This is a genomic window from Pseudomonas koreensis (genome assembly GCF_012986595.1).
Classification (GTDB): Bacteria; Pseudomonadota; Gammaproteobacteria; order Pseudomonadales; family Pseudomonadaceae; genus Aquipseudomonas; species Aquipseudomonas koreensis.
In genome coordinates this window covers 280,657-297,314 of the sequence record NZ_JAAQYM010000001.1, presented here as the reverse complement: position 1 = coordinate 297,314, position 16,658 = coordinate 280,657, and the positions used below count along the sequence as shown (strand labels likewise).

The window sequence follows — 16,658 nt, the reverse complement described above, 5'->3', positions numbered from 1 at the left end:
AAAACGAGGCGTCAATGGCCGCAACGGACGACACCCAACTGCTCGAACGCCTGTTGGCGGGTGAACAAAAAGCTTTCAAGGAGCTGGTCAGCACCTACCAGAGCGCCATGCGCGCCGTGGCGTACGCCATCGTTGGCCAGCGCCATGTCGAAGAAGTGGTGCAGGACGCCTGGCTGTCGGTGGTGCGGCATATCGGCGGCTTCGAAGGGCGTTCCAGCCTCAAGACCTGGCTGCTGACCATCACCGCCAACTCGGCCAAGAGCCGCTACAAGCAGAACCGCCGCGAAGTGTTGCTGGATGACCTGCCATCGCCCCACGGCACCATCGACGATGATCGTTTTTCGCCCGGTGACGGTCATTGGCTGGTGGCGCCGTTCGCCTGGCATCAGGACACGCCGGAAGCCTTGCTGACCGAAGGTGAATTGCGCGACTGTCTGGAGCACACCCTGCTCGGCCTGTCGGAACTGCAAAGCAGCGTTCTGCTGCTGCGCGAGCGCCAGGGGCTGGAGCTGGAGGAGATCTGTAATCTTCTGGAGATCTCGCTCTCCAATGTCCGTGTGCTGCTGCATCGTGCGCGGCTGAAAGTCTTCGCCACGGTGGAGCATTTTGAGGAGACCGGCGAATGCTGACCTGTAAGGAACAAGTGGCGCGTTCCAGTGATTATCTCGATGGCCAGCTGAGCTTTCGCGAGAAGCTCATGGTGCGCCATCACTTGATGTTCTGCCCCAATTGCCGGCGCTTCATCCGTCAGATGCGGCTGATGCAGGCCACGCTGAAGGCGATGCCGGAGAAACCCCAAGAGGGTGTGGATGCGCTGGCTGAGCGTCTGGCCGAGCAGCGCCGCAAGGAAAAATAGACCCCCTGTAGGAGCTGCCGAAGGCTGCGATCTTTTGATCCTCAAAAACAAGATCAAAAGATCGCAGCCTCCGGCAGCTCCTACAGTTTTTTGCATCCTGCAGAAATAGCCCGGCGCCGGCGAAACGAACGGATGATGGGGATCGTTTCGCCTGTGCCAGGCTATCGGGTGACGCTTTTTTAGAACTTCGCTTCGGCATCCAGTTGCAGGGTGTTGATGTCGGAGTCGGTCTTCTTCAGGCTGGCGTTGGTGTAGTCCGAGTTCGCCATGAAGTAGGTGGCACCCAGCGTGAAGTTCTTGTCCAGCTCGTAGCTGACTTTCAACTTGCTGCCGCGCGAGCCGGTGTAGCCGTTGGCGAAGTCGGAGTCAGTGAAGGCACCGACCACCGCATTACGCTGCACGTCGCGGTAGTTGTAATCGATCCCGAAGCCATAAACCTTGGTCTTGACGCCGGCCAGCCAGCCAGTGTCCTGGTCGTTGCTGGCGTCTTTGTTGTTGACGTACTGACCGTAGATCGACAGCGGTACTGGCAGGTTGGCGATGTCCAGTTGACCGAAGCCTTCGTACAGTTTGAAGGTTTCGTTCGGGCTGTTGCCGTTGACGGCCAAGGCGCATGGCGCCGTCACGGTGCCGGTGGTCGGGCAGGCGCTGTCCTTGTCGTTGTCGTAGGAGTAGAGACTGCCGCCCAGGGTCAGTTTCAGGCTGTCGGTCAGTGCGAAGCGACCGCCCAACTGGCCGGCGTACAGACGCAGGTCGTGCTTGAACTGCACGCCTTCGCCGTCGACGTTGTCCTTGAGGGTGTAGTGACCGGCGCTACCGAACAGCTCGGTGCTGCCGCTCAATGGATACTTGTAGGTGACGGCCAGACCTTCCGGGTTGATATCGCTGTCCCAGATGATGTCGCCCATGCTGACCCATGGCTGGTTCATTTTACCGGCGATCAGGTGCAGGTTCTTGATCGCGTCAGGGTGATAGTCGACGTAACCCTGGTCGAGCCAGATCTGCTTCTTGTCGAAGTAGTTGTTCAGGTCCTGGTTGGTGGAGCGGGCGTCGTCGCTGCTGCCGGTGGCGATACGGATACCGGTGTCCACCTGCGGGTTGATTTCGGTGTAGGCACCCAGACGGGCACGAATGCGTTGACGATCCTGGTCCTTGGCGTTCGGTACGCCATCGTTCTTGACGGTCTCCTGACGGAAACGCACATCACCCTTGAACTGAGTCTTGGCAGCCCAGGCAAGTTTCTGGTCGAAGGAGCTCAGCTCATTGGTTTTCTTCGCGGTCGCCGCGATTTGCTCGTTGGTCTCTTGCTGCGCCTGCTGCGCGATTTGCTGAGCCTTCTGATCCTTGGCCAGTTCAGTTTGCAGTTCTACGTACTGCGCCTGGGAAATGGAACCGTTAGCCTTGAGCATGTCGAGCAGTTTGGCGTCGACTGCAGCACTGGCCGGAACGCTCATGGCCAGCAACAGGCCACCGCACAGGGCCGCTGCAGTTTTTGTGGAAGCAAGACGCATAGCAATCTCCGAAGATGAGAGGGGATGGCTGAGCCATCCTGGGCACACCGACGCGGACGTCGGAAAACAGTGTCCGGGTAGAACCCGGCGCTCTAAAAACAGGAGCGAGTATCGCGATGGTTTATGACAGAGCAGTGGCTAAGTGATGGCAGGTTAATGACTATCGGGCGCTTGACCACACAGTTCGCCAAAGGTGGCAAGAACGATAAATATCTCTATCGATTATTAAATTGGTGAATCGATAAACCTGTAAGTTCTGACAGTGGCTGACAATGCTGGATTGATGTTTCATTTGAAGGGGAAATTTATTGTTTTCGAGCATTTCTTCTATCTGCCGAAAACAGCCAATCAATCCAGAAAGTGAGGTCTTCAAATGAATAGTAAATTTAGTACTTTAATTTTATCGGGTGATCTTGATGAAAGTTTCAACGGCGGTCACGTTCTGACCTTTCGTTTTGACGAGGGTGATTTAGCTGTCGCATTCGATATTGCAATAGGTCCCGATCGACGTATTTACATTGCCGGTACTGTTGTGGGGCGCTTTGCGATAGTCGTTCTGAATCCAGACGGCTCTTTCGCTGAAGATTTTGCCGTTAACGGTATTCTGATGGATTCCTTTTTCGGAGCTGAACTTTCGACCGGTTACCGGATTGCAGTAGACGACGATCGGGTGCGAATTCTGGGGACGACTCAAGTGTTGAAAGAGGGTGTTATCAGATATTGCCCAGCCGTTGCCAGCTATCGGCTGAATGGGGATCGGGACATTGCATATGGAAGTGATGGGTACCAGCTTATCGATCCAGATTTTGAGGATGGAGGTCCTGATTTCATGCTGCCAAAGTGGGCGCCAAACTGGTCTGTCGATAACGGGAAAACCTACATAGCGGCATTTCGTGTTATCGGCGGAGTGTCTACTATTTTGACGTGTCTGGACCGCAATGGCCAATTTGATAAGCAGTTCGGAGTTGCCGGAACCGGGACTGTCAATATAAAACATCCTCGTGGCGCACAACTTGAGAATGTCCGAGCAACACCGGAGGGCATTTATCTGGCAGGTACCGTCGATGGTGCAAGTGCTGTTGGGGCGCTATGCAGACTCTCTCTTCGTGGGGAAGTTGATTCAAGTTATAGCGAGGATGGGTTCACTTTTTTTGAAGGTCATTATTCGGATATCATGAGTCTACCTGGCACGGGTAATCCAAAATTATTAACGGTAGGGCGCCACGCTCGTATTGAGAGCGGAGAAGTTTTTATACGTCATCGGGGTGCGTTGCGTAGTTTTATTCTTGATGGTTCACCTGATAAACAATTTAATAACGGTAATCCGGTGTTTACCGAAATAAACTACTCAACTGCTTGGTATCGGGGAGCGGTACAGGCTGACGGGGGAATTCTTGCATTGGGTTATGCGTCGGATCCACGAAGTTCAGAGGTGCGGCGGTCCGGAGATGTTTTGACTCCTGCTCGTTATAACGAAATGAGAGAAAACATGGCATTGCCCTCACCAAGCTTTGTACTTTGTCGCTTTCTGGGTGATGGCGCTTTGGATACCAGTTTTGGTAGAGAGCGTAAGGGATGGATTACCTTCAATATTAATGAAAACGCCTATATCGAAGGCATCGCAGTGCAGGAGGACAATGCAGTCGTCGTTGTAGGAGTCACTGGTGACGGTCGTGTGTTCGCCGTGCGATTCAAGGGCTAACACTCGGGCTCCCTGACTTTGATCCATTTCTATGTGGTTTATTGTTTTGGCTTGGATTGAAGATCGGGGATACTCGGTGGTGAGAGGGCATCCATCGAGAAACGAAATGACGCTGCATGTTTATGAAAATTTATCCGAGTTAGCAGCCGAATGCTGGGATGCGTTGGTGCCCGAAAGTCAGCCGTTCTTGCGCCATGCGTTCCTCAGCGCACTGGAAGACAGCGGCAGCGTCGGCCCGCACACCGGTTGGCAACCCGAGCATCTGCTGCACATTGAAGACGGCCGATTGATCGCCGCACTGCCCAGTTACCGCAAGTGGCATTCCTACGGCGAGTACGTGTTCGATCACGGTTGGGCCGACGCTTGCTCCCGGGCCGGCATCGATTACTACCCCAAGTTGCTGACGGCGGTACCGTTCAGTCCGGTCAGTGGCCCGCGCCTGCTGGCGGCGAATGTCGAGGACGGTTTCGAACTGCTCAAGAGTCTGCCGGGTTATCTGGAGATCGAAGGGCTTTCCAGCGCGCACATCAATTTCACCGACCCGTTCACCGACGCCGCCATGGCCGAGCAGCCGGGTTGGCTGCAGCGCATTGGCTGTCAGTATCACTGGCAGAATCGCGGGTATCGCGACTTTCAGGATTTTCTCGACGTGCTCAGTTCGCGCAAGCGCAAACAGATGCGCAAGGAACGCGAGCAAGTGGCGGGGCAGGGCTTTGCGTTTGAATGGCTGGAGGGGCGCGAGCTGGACGAGGCACAGTGGGATTTTGTCTACGCCTGTTACGCCAATACCTATGCGGTGCGTCGGCAGGCGCCGTACCTGACGCGGGAGTTTTTCAGTCTGCTGGCTGAGCGGATGCCGGAGTCGATTCGGGTCGTCTTCGCCAAGCAGGCTTCACGTCCGGTGGCGATGGCCTTCAGTCTGGTCGGTGGCGACAGTTTCTACGGACGCTATTGGGGCTGTCTGGCGGAGTTTGATCGACTGCACTTCGAGACCTGTTTTTATCAGGGCATGGATTACGCGATTGCGCAGGGCTATCAACGCTTCGATGCCGGCGCTCAGGGCGAGCACAAGTTGATTCGTGGCTTCGAGCCGGTGATTACCCATTCATGGCATTACTTGCGTCATCCTGGGCTGAAAGCGGCGGTGAAGGATTTCCTGAAACAGGAACGCGCCGGCATCCTCGCCTATGCCGAAGAAGCAAAAACGGCCTTGCCCTATCGCCAAACCTGAATCCCCTGTAGGAGCCGCCGAAGGCTGCGATCTTTTGATCTGGTTTTTTTTGAACATCAAGATCAAAAGATCGCAGCCTTCGGCAGCTCCTACAAAGGGAGCTCAGGCATCCCTCAGGTTTCTTCTTTGCCCAACCAGCGATAGATCCCGCCACCGACCACCGCGCCAATCAACGGCGCGACCCAGAACATCCACAACTGCGCGATCGCCCAGCCGCCGACCATCAGCGCCGGCCCGGTACTGCGCGCCGGGTTGACCGAGGTGTTGGTGACGGGAATCGAGATCAGGTGAATCAGCGTCAGGCCCAGACCGATGGCGATCGGTGCCAGCCCCGGTGGTGCGCGTCTATCGGTCGCTCCCAGAATGATGATCACAAACATTGCCGTCATCACCAGTTCGGTGACAAACCCCGCCGCCATCGAATACTTGCCCGGCGAATGTTCGCCATATCCGTTGGAGGCCAGGCCGGCGGCGATATCGAAACCCTCCTTGCCACTGGCAATGTGTGCAATCAGCGCCGCTGCGAGAATCGCGCCGAGCACCTGCGCAATGATATAGGCGGGCAACTCTTTGGCCGGAAACCGACCGCCGACGAACAGACCGACCGAGACGGCCGGGTTGAGATGACATCCGCTGATGTGACCGATGGCGAACGCCATGGTCAGCACCGTCAGACCAAACGCCAGGGCTACCCCCAGCACTCCAATGCCCAACGGCGAAGACGCTGCAATGACCGCGCTGCCACAGCCACCCAGAACCAGCCAGAACGTACCCAACAACTCCGTAACTGAACGTTTGAACAGAGACATGAGAGAGTCCTTGATAGCCCATGCTATCGAGACTGTATTGCGTTGTGCGTCCCTGCAGATTTACGACAGGTTCCCTGCTGGAACCTTGGCTGAGTACAGCACGCTTTGGATGAATTTCCAGCAGGCATGAAAAAACCGCCAGAGCCCGTTTTTGGCAGGCTCTGGCGGTTTCCTGGCGGGCAAACACCGTGTGGCGAGGGAGCTTGCTCCCGCTGGACAGCGAAGCTGTCTCAAAACTATCTACGCCGGTAGTGTCAGACTTTCACGGTTGGCGGGTTCTGCGACGGCTGCGCAGCAGAGCGGGAGCAAGCTCCCTCGCCACAACAGCTCACAGCTTCGGGTTTTCTGTGGTCAATCGATCCCGACAAACCCCCCGGTCTGGTGCGCCCACAACCGCGCATACAGCCCGCGGTGGGCCAGCAATTCAGCATGGGTGCCGCTCTCGGCGATCTTGCCGTTTTCCAGCACCACCAGCCGGTCCATACGGGCGATGGTCGAGAGGCGGTGGGCGATGGCGATCACAGTCTTGCCTTGCATCAGGGTTTCCAGGCTTTCCTGGATCGCCGCTTCGACTTCCGAGTCGAGTGCCGAGGTCGCTTCGTCCATGATCAGGATCGGCGCGTCCTTGAGCAGCACCCGGGCAATCGCGATGCGCTGGCGCTGACCGCCGGACAGTTTCACCCCACGCTCGCCGACATGCGCGTCGAACCCGGTCCGGCCTTCAGCGTCCGACAGCAACGGAATGAACTCATCGGCGCGGGCCTTGTGCACCGCGTCCCACAACTCTGCATCGGTGGCGTCAGGCTTGCCATACAACAAGTTGTCGCGGATCGAGCGGTGCAGCAAAGACGTGTCCTGAGTGATCATGCCAATGCGCGCACGCAGGCTTTCCTGACCGACTTCGGCGATGTTCTGCCCATCGATCATGATCCGTCCGCCCTCGACGTCATACAGGCGCAGGAGCAGGTTGACCAAGGTCGATTTGCCAGCGCCGGACGGCCCGATCAAACCGATTTTCTCGCCTGGTTTAATGTTCAGATTGAGGTCGCCGATGATGCCTTTCTTCTTGCCGTAGTGAAAATCCACGTGCTCGAAACGCACTTCGCCACGGGCCACGGCCAGCGGTTTGGCCTGCTCCCGGTCGGTGACGCTGACCGGTTGCGAGATGGTCTGCAGACCGTCCTGGACCATGCCGATGTTTTCGAAGATGCCGGTGACCACCCACATGATCCAGCCGGACATGTTGACGATGCGGATCACCAGACCGGTGGCGAGGGCGATAGCGCCGACCGTGATCAGCGACTGCGTCCACAGCCACAGCGCCAGCGCCGTAGTACCGACGATCAGCAAACCGTTCATGGTGGTGATCGCCACGTCCATGCTGGTGACCACGCGGCCGGCCATCTGCGCCTTGACCGTCTGTTCCTCGATGGCTTCCTTGGCGTAGTGCTGTTCGAAGTTGGTGTGGGCGAACAGCTTGAGGGTGGCGATGTTGGTGTAGCCGTCGACGATCCGTCCCATCAGTTTCGAGCGCGCGTCGGAGGCTTCCACCGAGCGTTCTTTCACCCGTGGCACGAAGTAATACAGCGCGCCGATGTAGGCGGCGATCCACGTCAGCAGCGGGATCATCAGGCGCCAGTCGGCTTCGGCGAACAGCACCAGCGAACTGATCGCGTAGATCACCACGTGCCACAGCGCATCCACCGCCTGCACCGCCGAATCACGCAGCGAGTTGCCGGTCTGCATGATGCGTTGGGCGATGCGCCCGGCGAAGTCGTTCTGGAAGAAGTTCAGGCTCTGCTTGAGCACGTAGCTGTGGTTCTGCCAGCGAATCATGCTGGTCATCCCCGGGCTCAGGGTCTGGTGCACCAGCAGGTCGTGCAGGCCGAAGAAAATCGGCCGCAGTACCAGCGCAACCACCAGCATCCACGTCAGTTCGAGGGCGTGGTCGCTGAAGAAATTCGGGTTGGGCGTGCCCTGCGCCATGTCAATGATGCGGCTCAGGTAACTGAACAGCGCCACTTCGATCAACGCGGCAAACAGGCCGACCACCAGCAGGGCTGCGAAGCTCGGCCAGACTTGTTTCAGGTAATAGGTATAGAAGGGCCAGACACGATCTGGAGGGGACGCCGTCGGAGCGTCGCGGAATATGTCGATCAGTTGTTCGAAACGGCGATAGAGCATCAGATAACCGCCCGGGAGCCGGGCTCTCCTTTTATCGGTGTGAACGGCGTGAGGTCGAATTCACGCCGCTCGAAGCGCCCTGTACAGCTTAGTCGATGACTTTGGCCGACTTGATGATCACAGGGTCGGAAGGCACGTTCTGCATGCCCTGTTTGGTGGTGGTTGGCGAGTTGACGATGATGTCGACCACGTCCATGCCTTTGACCACTTTGGCGAACACCGCGTAACCGGCATCACGACCCGGGTCGAGGAATGCATTGTCAGCCACGTTGATGAAGAACTGGCTGGTGGCCGAGTCAGGGTTGGAGGTGCGCGCCATCGACAAGGTACCGCGAACGTTATGCAGGCCGTTGCTGGCTTCGTTCTTGATCGGCGCCTTGGTGTCTTTCTGTTGCATCTGCTGGGTGAAACCGCCGCCCTGAGCCATGAAACCCGGGATCACACGATGGAAAATGGTGTTGTTGTAGAAGCCGCTGTTGACGTAATCCAGAAAGTTTTTGGTACTGATCGGCGCCTTGACCGGATCCAGTTCGATTTCGATCTGACCGTTGGTGGTGTCCAGCAATACGTGCGGCGCTTTGGCCGGGGTGGCAGCCATCAGGTTGGCAGCAAACAGCACGGTACCGGCGGCGAGGGCGAGTTTTTTCAGCATGGGTCAGTGATCCTGAGATTGAATATCGGCTGCGGCGAGAAACTCCAGCAGCGTTTGGTTGAAGCGTTCGGGTTGATCGAGCGGGGTGGCGTGGCGCGAATCGGCGATCACCACCAGCCGCGCATCGGGCAGCAGTTTTACATAGGTTTCTTTCAGCGCTACCGGCGTGTAGTCACGGTCGGCGCTGACGATGAGGGTTGGACAGGTCACCCGGGAAAGTCGTTCCTGAACGCCCCAGCCAACAATCGCATCGAAGCTGGCGAGATAAGCACGTTTGTCGTTTCTTGCCCAGCGTTCGGCCATTTTCTGCCGCAGATCGGCCTGTTCGGGTTTCGGAAAAAGTTTGCCGCCCAGTGCTTTGCCAATGGTGGCCAGGCTGAGCACGCGCATCAGGCTCCAGCGCTTGAACCACTGCCAGTAATCGTCGCGGCTGCGGATTTTGACTTCGGGGGCGCTGTTGACGATGGTCAGGCTCTTGAGCATTTGCGGCTGATCGACGGCGAGCTGAAAGCCGATCATCCCGCCCATCGACAGCCCGACGTAGTGCACCGGGCCGAGGTTCAGGTGCTCGATCAGCGCCAGCAGATCAGCACTGAAACCGGCGATGCTGTAGCGCTCGCGAGGTTTGTCCGAGCGACCGTGACCGCGTATGTCCGGGACGATCACCCGGTAATGGGCTGACAGCGCCGGGATCTGCATTTCCCAGTCCAGGGTGCTCGAGCCGAGCCCGTGAACCAGCAGCAACGGCGTACCGTGGCCATATTCCTCGTAGTGCAGGTTGCAACCTTCATGCTCGAAATACGCCATCGGTGAACTCCGTGTCAGGCTTGTTCAGGGGCGGCGAACGGTGCGTCCAGCGGCAAGGTGTCGAAGGTGCGCAACAGCTCGATGAGGATTTGTGTCGCCGGGCCCAAGGGTTTGTCCTTGTTCGAATACAGATAGAAGCTTGGGTTGCGGCTGCCGCCCTGATCCAACGGTAGCAGCTTGAGCGAACCTTCCCTCAATTCGCGTTCGATCATGTGTCGCGGCAGCCAGGCAAAGCCCAGACCGCTGCTGACAAAAGTGGCGGCGGTGGCGAGGCTGCCGACAGTCCAGCGCTGTTCGGCGCCGAGCCAGCCGACGTCGCGCGGCTGCTGACGCCCGGAGTCGCGGATCACCACCTGCATCTGGGTTTCCAGGTCCTGGAAGCTCAGTTCGCGGTTGAGCCGATGCAAGGCGTGATCCGGGTGGGCGACGGCGACGAACTCGACGTCGCTCAATTCCGCACCGAGGTAGCCGGGAATGCTCAGGCCGGTGATTGCCAGATCGGCGACCCCTTCGAGCAAGACTTCCTCGACCCCCGACAGCACTTCTTCGCGCAGACGCACGCGGCAGCCACGACTCTGCGGCATGAACGCGGTCAGTGCCCGGACGATACGGGCGCTCGGGTAGGCCGCATCAACCACCAGCCGCACCTCGGCCTCCCAGCCTTGCTCCATGTGATGGGCGAGGTCTTCCAGTTGGCTGGCCTGTTTCACCAGTTGCCGCGAGCGACGCAGCAGCACGCCACCGGCTTCGGTGAGCACCGCCTTGCGCCCGTCGATGCGCAGCAACGGCACGCCGAGCTGGTCCTGCATGCGGGCGACGGTGTAACTCACCGACGACTGCGAACGGTGCAAGGCCTCGGCGGCCTGGGCGAATCCGCCATGGTCGACCACCGCCTGCAATGTTCGCCATTGATCAAGGGTCACGCGGGGCGCTTTCATCAATAGCTCCTCTTGTCCTAAGCTGGCCGTCCCTCATGGAGACTGGCGAATGAAAAAATTCTGTTGTGTGGTGTTCGCGCTATTGCCGCTGACGGCATTTGCTTACCCGATCGATGTGCAGAAGAACCTCGATGGCGTGAAGATCGACTACGAAACCTATGACACCGACAAGGACATCGGCTCCATAAAAGTCACCAACTTCGGTGAAGTCGACGCGAACTGCAAAGTCGTTTTCAACAATGGTCCGGAAGCACCGCGTACGCGCAACATCGAAGTACCGGCCGGCAAACACAAAAATGCCACCGCCAAGTTCTCCCGCGAGATCATCAGGCTGCGGATCGAACTGACCTGCAACCCGAAATAACGGCGATCCCCTGTAGGAGTGAGCCTGCTCGCGATAGCGGTGTGTCAGTAACCCTAATGTGTCTGACACACCGCTATCGCGAGCAGGCTCACTCCTACAAGGGTACGTGTCAGCATCTAAACGAATTATTCGATGCTTTGCAGCAATTATTTGCGCTTTTTCATCGATTCGACTCTGTTTAACCTTCACTCCATCGACCTACAACATTCTCGGATGGAGACTACACACCATGTCCCGCGTTCTGATCATCGAAAGCAGCGCCCGCCAGCAAGACTCGGTTTCCCGTCAACTGACCCAGACCTTCATCGCTCAGTGGAAAGCGGCGCATCCCGACGATCAGATCACCGTGCGTGACCTCGCCGTGAACCCGGTTCCGCACCTGGACATCAACCTGCTGGGCGGCTGGATGAAACCTGCTGAGCAGCGCAATGCCCTTGAGCAATCGTCGCTGGACCGTTCCAACCAATTGACTGATGAGTTGCTGGCCGCCGACGTGCTGGTGATGGCTGCGCCGATGTACAACTTTGCGATCCCGAGCACCCTCAAGGCCTGGCTCGACCACGTACTGCGTGCCGGCGTGACCTTCAAGTACACCGAAACCGGCCCGCAAGGCCTGCTCAGCGGCAAGCGTGCCTACGTGCTGACCGCTCGCGGCGGCATCTATGCCGGCGGCCCGGCGGATCACCAGGAACCGTACCTGCGTCAGGTCATGGGCTTCATCGGCATCCACGACGTGACCTTCATTCACGCTGAAGGCATGAACCTGGGCGGCGACTTCCAGGAGAAGGGCCTCAACCAGGCCAACGCCAAACTGTCCCAGGTCGCTTGACATGTTAATCGCCAGATAATCGCTGGATGGTCTAGTGAGCTGGCGCAACCCCTTCAAGGCTCTACGCGCATCGAACCTCCCTTTGCACTTGTTGCTCCTGAGTGCTGTAGCCCGATTGAACGCTTTAGCGAGATCGGGCTTTTTTTTGCCCGGAAATTCTGTAGCTCACACCCAACCCTTTGTAGGAGCTGTCGCAGGCTGCGATCTTTTGATTGAAAAAAACAAGATCAAAAGATCGCAGCCTGCGGCAGCTACAACACGGGATTTGTGTTGGTTGCAGGATGTAAAAACCGCTATCGTCGTCGCCATTCGAAACAGAGGCGACCATGGGCTATCTACTTTTTGTCACGCTGATCCAGGCGTTTTCCTTCAGTCTGATCGGCGAATACCTCGCCGGGCATGTCGACAGTTATTTCGCAGTGCTGGTGCGTGTGGTGCTGGCCGGGCTGGTGTTCATCCCGTTGACCCGCTGGCGCTCGGTAGAGCCCGCCTTCATGCGCGGCATGCTGTTGATCGGCGCGTTGCAGTTCGGCATCACCTACGTCTGCCTGTACCTGAGCTTCCGCGTGCTGACGGTGCCGGAGGTGTTGTTGTTCACCATCCTCACGCCCTTGCACGTGACGCTGATCGAAGATGCGCTCAACCGCCGTTTCAATCCTTGGGCGCTGGTGGCCGCGCTGGTCGCGGTAGGCGGTGCGGCGGTGATTCGCTTCGACAGCATCAACCCGGACTTCTTCATGGGTTTCTTGCTGCTGCAACTGGCCAACTTCACCTACGCCGCCGGGCAAGTACTGTACAAGCACCTGGTGGCGAAACACCCCAGCAACCTGCCGCATTACCGGCGTTTCGGCTTCTTCTACCTCGGCGCACTGGCGGTGGTGTTGCCGGCATTCCTGCTGTTCGGCAAAGCCAACTTCCTGCCGGAAGCGCCGCTGCAGTGGGGCGTGTTGCTGTTTCTCGGGCTGGTCTCGACAGCGCTGGGGATGTACTGGTGGAACAAGGGCGCGTGCATGGTCAATGGCGGCACGTTGGCGGTGATGAACAACCTGCATGTGCCGGTGGGGCTCCTGCTGAACCTGTTGATCTGGAATCAGCATGAAGAACTGGGGAGGTTGTTGCTGGGCGGTAGCGTCATCCTCGCCGCCGTATGGATCAGCCGATTGGGCATCCGACGCACCGCATAACCCGGTGTAGGAGCTGCCGAAGGCTGCGATCTTTTGACGTTAAAGATCAAGAGATCGCAGCCTTCGGCAGCTCCTACAGGAGAATTGGGGGTTACATGAGGTGTTTCTGTGGCTCGGGAATGCTGGCCGAGCCAAGCACCGCGGGCAACAACCCCGAGCGCAAATCCCCACCACTCGGCTGCTGATACAGGCTCAACCCGAACTCCGGCAGCACCGCCAGCAGATAGTCGAAAATATCCCCCTGAATCCGCTCGTAATCGGCCCACACCGTGGTCGTGGTGAAGCAGTAGATTTCCAGCGGAATGCCCTGCGCCGTGGTCTGCATCTGCCGCACCATGCAGGTCATGTTCGGCTGCACCTCGGGGTGGCTCTTCAGGTACGCCAAGGCGTAGGCGCGGAAGGTGCCGATGTTGGTCATGCGCCGGCGGTTGGCCGACATCGCCGCGACGTTGCCCTGCGCCGCGTTCCACGCCTTGAGCTCGGCTTTCTTGCGGCCCATGTAGTCGGTCAGCAGGTGCACCTGGGAGAGCTTTTCTTCTTCATCGTCGCGGATGAAGCGCACGCCGCTGGCATCAATGAACAGGCTGCGCTTGATCCGCCGTCCACCGGACTGCTGCATGCCACGCCAGTTTCTGAACGACTCGGACATCAGGCGCCAGGTCGGGATCGACACAATCGTCTTGTCGAAATTCTGCACCTTGACCGTGTGCAGGGTGATATCGACCACATCGCCATCGGCGCCGACTTGCGGCATTTCGATCCAGTCGCCGACCCGCAGCATGTCGTTGCTGGTCAGCTGCACGCTGGCGACGAACGACAGCAACGTGTCCTTGTAGACCAACAGAATCACCGCCGACATCGCACCCAGACCGGAGAGCAGCAACAGCGGCGAACGGTCGATCAATGTGGCGACGATGATGATCGCGCCAAACACGTACAAGACCATCTTCGCCAGTTGCACGTAGCCCTTGATCGAGCGGGTGCGGGCGTGTTCGGTGCGCGCGTAGATGTCCAGCAGCGCATTGAGCAGGGCGCTGACCGACAGCAGCAGGAACAGGATGGTGAACGCCAGCGCGACGTTGCCAAGGAACGTCATCGCGGTTTTGCTCAGTTCCGGCACCAGGTGCAGGCCGAACTGGATCACCAGCGACGGGGTCATCTGCGCCAGGCGCTGAAATACCTTGTTGTGGCGGAAGTCGTTGATCCAGTGCAGCGCCGGCTGACGCCCGAGCATGCGGCTGGCATGCAGGATCAGATAGCGCGCCACTCGTCCGAGGACCAGCGCGATCACCAAGAGCAGCATCAGCGCCAGGCCGGATTGCAGGAACGGGTGCTGTTCGAGGGCACCCCAGAGGTCTTGGGCATTGAGCCAGAGCTGTTTGAAATCCATGTGAGCAACGATTCTTCTGTAAGACGCGATGGGCGATTAGAGCATTTAAGACGCTGTGTATTACCGTTGGAGACAAATCGAGCAACAAAAAAGCCACTGATTACGTCCGTTTGTATAAAGAAACTCGGCCTGAGCGCTCGAAACCGGTAACCTATGCAGCTGTTTTTTTGCATATCTTCGAGGTAGCACCCGTGTTTTCCCAATTCGCCCTGCACGAACGCCTGCTTAAAGCTGTGGCCGAGCTGAAATTTGTCGAGCCAACGCCTGTGCAAGCCGCGGCCATTCCGCTGGCGCTCCAAGGGCGTGATCTGCGGGTGACAGCGCAAACCGGTAGCGGCAAAACCGCCGCTTTCGTACTGCCGATCCTCAACCGCCTGATCGGCCCGGCCAAGGTTCGCGTCAGCATCAAGACCCTGATTCTGCTGCCGACCCGCGAACTGGCCCAGCAGACCCTGAAAGAAGTTGAACGCTTCTCGCAGTTCACCTTCATCAAGTCCGGTCTGATCACCGGCGGTGAAGACTTCAAGGTCCAGGCTGCGATGCTGCGCAAGGTGCCGGACATCCTGATCGGCACCCCGGGCCGGATGATCGAGCAACTCAACGCCGGCAACCTCGACCTGAAAGAAGTCGAAGTGCTGGTGCTCGATGAAGCCGACCGCATGCTCGACATGGGTTTCGCCGAAGACGTACAGCGTCTGGTCGATGAATGCCCGAACCGTCAGCAGACCATGTTGTTCTCCGCCACCACCGGCGGTTCCGGCCTGCGCGAGATGATCGCCAAGGTGCTGAACAACCCTGAGCACCTGCAGCTCAACGCGGTCAGCCAGCTGAACTCGACCACCCGTCAGCAGATCATCACTGCCGACCACAACCAGCACAAAGAACAGATCGTGAACTGGCTGCTGGCCAACGAGACCTACCAGAAGGCCATCGTCTTCACTAACACCCGCGCCATGGCCGACCGCATCTACGGTCGCCTCGTGGCTCAGGAATACAAGGCGTTCGTGCTGCACGGCGAGAAAGACCAGAAGGATCGCAAACTGGCGATCGACCGGCTGAAGCAGGGCGGCGTGAAGATTCTGGTGGCGACTGACGTGGCGGCCCGTGGTCTGGACGTTGATGGCCTGGACCTGGTGATCAACTTCGACATGCCCCGCAGCGGCGACGAATACGTGCACCGCATCGGTCGTACCGGCCGCGCCGGCAACGACGGTCTGGCGATCTCGCTGATCTGTCACGGCGACTGGAACCTGATGTCGAGCATCGAGCGCTACCTGAAGCAAAGCTTCGAGCGTCGCACCATCAAGGAAGTCAAAGGCACCTACGGCGGGCCGAAAAAGGTCAAGGCCTCGGGCAAAGCTGTCGGCGTGAAGAAGAAAAAGACCGACGCTAAGGGCGACAAGAAGAAAACCGCCGCCAAGACCCCGACCAAGCGCAAGAGCGCCAACCGTCCGAAGCCGGATTCTCTGGTGAGCGCCGATGGCATGGCCCCGCTCAAGCGCCGCAAGCCGGCCGAGCCTGCGGCTGAGTAAAGCGTTTCGCGACCAATAAAAAACCCGGACAGTGTCCGGGTTTTTTTATGCGCAGCGTTTGTCAGCTTCCCAGTTGTCCGCTGGTGTCCGCGTCAAACCGTTGCTTGGCGCGATCTGCCGCTGGTTTGAGCAGCGCGAGCAGCGCCGTTTCGCTGTACAGCCGCGAGCCGCCCAACTCTTTTGGCGTCGGCTCGATCGGGATCAGCACATCCTCGCCGTCCGCATGCAGCCAGATCGCCACGACGTGCAGGGCCGAAACAAACAGCACGCGTAATTCGACGGTTTTACCCTGCAGTTGCGGCGCCTGTTCCGCCAGTTTCAACGCGCCCACGGTGTCGGCGGCGCGGCTGCCGTGGTTCAGCGAAGCGAACTCGACGTGGCCGCGAACCTCGGCCAGTTGCGCATCGGCAATGGTCACGCCGTCGGCAAACACCAGGTAATGCCAGTCACCGAGGCGTGCATCTTTCAGCCCCTTGCCCTGGCTCAAATCGTCGAGTGTCAGCGAGTAGCCGCGATAGGCTTCGCTGAGGCTGATTTTGGCCGGCGTCGCGTTGGCGAACTGGCGGTTGATACCGAAGCCCTGGTTTTGCAGCGCGGCTTGCAGCACCGGACGCAACGTTTGTACGCCGTTGGAAGGCGCCTTTGGATAAGTCAGTTGCATGATGTCGC

Annotated in this window: 16 protein-coding genes; 8 read left to right on the top strand and 8 right to left on the bottom strand. The window is 58.5% G+C overall.

Translation table 11 applies throughout. The features are described 5' to 3' along the window. Positions 1-14 precede the first annotated feature (14 nt). Together HBN98_RS01330 and HBN98_RS01325 are read left to right on the top strand one after the other, a co-directional pair. Entirely contained in the window at positions 15-629 is a 615-nt protein-coding gene (locus HBN98_RS01330; RefSeq protein WP_064586469.1) for an RNA polymerase sigma factor, read from the top strand. Then, entirely contained in the window at positions 623-856 is a 234-nt protein-coding gene (locus HBN98_RS01325; protein WP_064586470.1) for an anti-sigma factor family protein, read from the top strand. The genes HBN98_RS01330 and HBN98_RS01325 overlap by 7 nt, the downstream gene beginning before the upstream one ends. Before the next feature lie 179 nt (positions 857-1,035). Here HBN98_RS01325 and HBN98_RS01320 read toward each other — a convergent pair whose 3' ends face one another. Further along, the gene (locus tag HBN98_RS01320) at positions 1,036-2,367 is read right to left on the bottom strand and encodes a putative porin (protein WP_064586471.1); all 1,332 of its coding nucleotides are present in this window, start codon (positions 2,365-2,367) and stop codon (positions 1,036-1,038) included. Between the two features lie 373 nt (positions 2,368-2,740). Between HBN98_RS01320 and HBN98_RS01315 the strand changes: the two genes are divergently transcribed. Both HBN98_RS01315 and HBN98_RS01310 read left to right on the top strand, forming a co-directional pair. Further along, a complete protein-coding gene (locus tag HBN98_RS01315; protein ID WP_151101458.1) occupies positions 2,741-4,069 on the top strand; it encodes a hypothetical protein in 1,329 nt (442 codons plus the stop codon). A gap of 106 nt (positions 4,070-4,175) precedes the next feature. Next, complete coding sequence (locus HBN98_RS01310; protein WP_083366673.1) at positions 4,176-5,300, top strand: GNAT family N-acetyltransferase; 1,125 nt, start codon at positions 4,176-4,178, stop codon at positions 5,298-5,300. Between the two features lie 113 nt (positions 5,301-5,413). Here the strand turns inward: HBN98_RS01310 and aqpZ are convergent, their stop codons facing one another. The 5 genes from aqpZ to HBN98_RS01285 all read right to left on the bottom strand — a co-directional run bounded on the left by aqpZ (position 5,414) and on the right by HBN98_RS01285 (position 10,690). After that, positions 5,414-6,109 (bottom strand): aquaporin Z, encoded by a 696-nt coding sequence (gene aqpZ / locus HBN98_RS01305; RefSeq protein ID WP_064586473.1) that lies wholly within the window; start codon positions 6,107-6,109, stop codon positions 5,414-5,416. A gap of 351 nt (positions 6,110-6,460) precedes the next feature. After that, entirely contained in the window at positions 6,461-8,293 is a 1,833-nt protein-coding gene (locus tag HBN98_RS01300) for an ABC transporter ATP-binding protein (protein ID WP_083366672.1), read from the bottom strand. Positions 8,294-8,381: 88 nt separating this feature from the next. Beyond that, positions 8,382-8,945 carry a peptidylprolyl isomerase gene (locus HBN98_RS01295; protein ID WP_083366671.1) on the bottom strand — a complete coding sequence of 188 codons (564 nt, stop codon included), beginning with the start codon at positions 8,943-8,945 and terminating at the stop codon, positions 8,382-8,384. A 3-nt stretch (positions 8,946-8,948) separates the two neighbouring features. Next, positions 8,949-9,752 carry an alpha/beta fold hydrolase gene (locus HBN98_RS01290; protein ID WP_083366670.1) on the bottom strand — a complete coding sequence of 268 codons (804 nt, stop codon included), beginning with the start codon at positions 9,750-9,752 and terminating at the stop codon, positions 8,949-8,951. Between the two features lie 14 nt (positions 9,753-9,766). Then, positions 9,767-10,690 (bottom strand): PA3225 family LysR-type transcriptional regulator, encoded by a 924-nt coding sequence (locus HBN98_RS01285; protein ID WP_083366669.1) that lies wholly within the window; start codon positions 10,688-10,690, stop codon positions 9,767-9,769. A 49-nt stretch (positions 10,691-10,739) separates the two neighbouring features. Here HBN98_RS01285 and HBN98_RS01280 point away from each other — a divergent pair, with 49 nt between their 5' ends. From HBN98_RS01280 to HBN98_RS01270, 3 genes are all read left to right on the top strand, one after another. After that, the gene (locus tag HBN98_RS01280; protein ID WP_083366668.1) at positions 10,740-11,054 is read left to right on the top strand and encodes a 3-phosphoglycerate kinase; all 315 of its coding nucleotides are present in this window, start codon (positions 10,740-10,742) and stop codon (positions 11,052-11,054) included. A gap of 229 nt (positions 11,055-11,283) precedes the next feature. Next, positions 11,284-11,883 carry an FMN-dependent NADH-azoreductase gene (locus HBN98_RS01275; protein ID WP_083366667.1) on the top strand — a complete coding sequence of 200 codons (600 nt, stop codon included), beginning with the start codon at positions 11,284-11,286 and terminating at the stop codon, positions 11,881-11,883. A 326-nt stretch (positions 11,884-12,209) separates the two neighbouring features. Next, positions 12,210-13,067 carry a carboxylate/amino acid/amine transporter gene (locus HBN98_RS01270; protein ID WP_083366666.1) on the top strand — a complete coding sequence of 286 codons (858 nt, stop codon included), beginning with the start codon at positions 12,210-12,212 and terminating at the stop codon, positions 13,065-13,067. 91 nt (positions 13,068-13,158) lie between these two features. Here HBN98_RS01270 and HBN98_RS01265 read toward each other — a convergent pair whose 3' ends face one another. Beyond that, positions 13,159-14,457, bottom strand: coding sequence for a mechanosensitive ion channel family protein (locus tag HBN98_RS01265; protein WP_083366665.1), 1,299 nt, complete (start codon positions 14,455-14,457; stop codon positions 13,159-13,161). 191 nt (positions 14,458-14,648) lie between these two features. Here HBN98_RS01265 and HBN98_RS01260 point away from each other — a divergent pair, with 191 nt between their 5' ends. Next, positions 14,649-15,989 carry a DEAD/DEAH box helicase gene (locus HBN98_RS01260; protein ID WP_064586482.1) on the top strand — a complete coding sequence of 447 codons (1,341 nt, stop codon included), beginning with the start codon at positions 14,649-14,651 and terminating at the stop codon, positions 15,987-15,989. Positions 15,990-16,050: 61 nt separating this feature from the next. Here the strand turns inward: HBN98_RS01260 and HBN98_RS01255 are convergent, their stop codons facing one another. Next, complete coding sequence (locus tag HBN98_RS01255; protein ID WP_083366664.1) at positions 16,051-16,650, bottom strand: hypothetical protein; 600 nt, start codon at positions 16,648-16,650, stop codon at positions 16,051-16,053. Positions 16,651-16,658 lie beyond the last annotated feature (8 nt).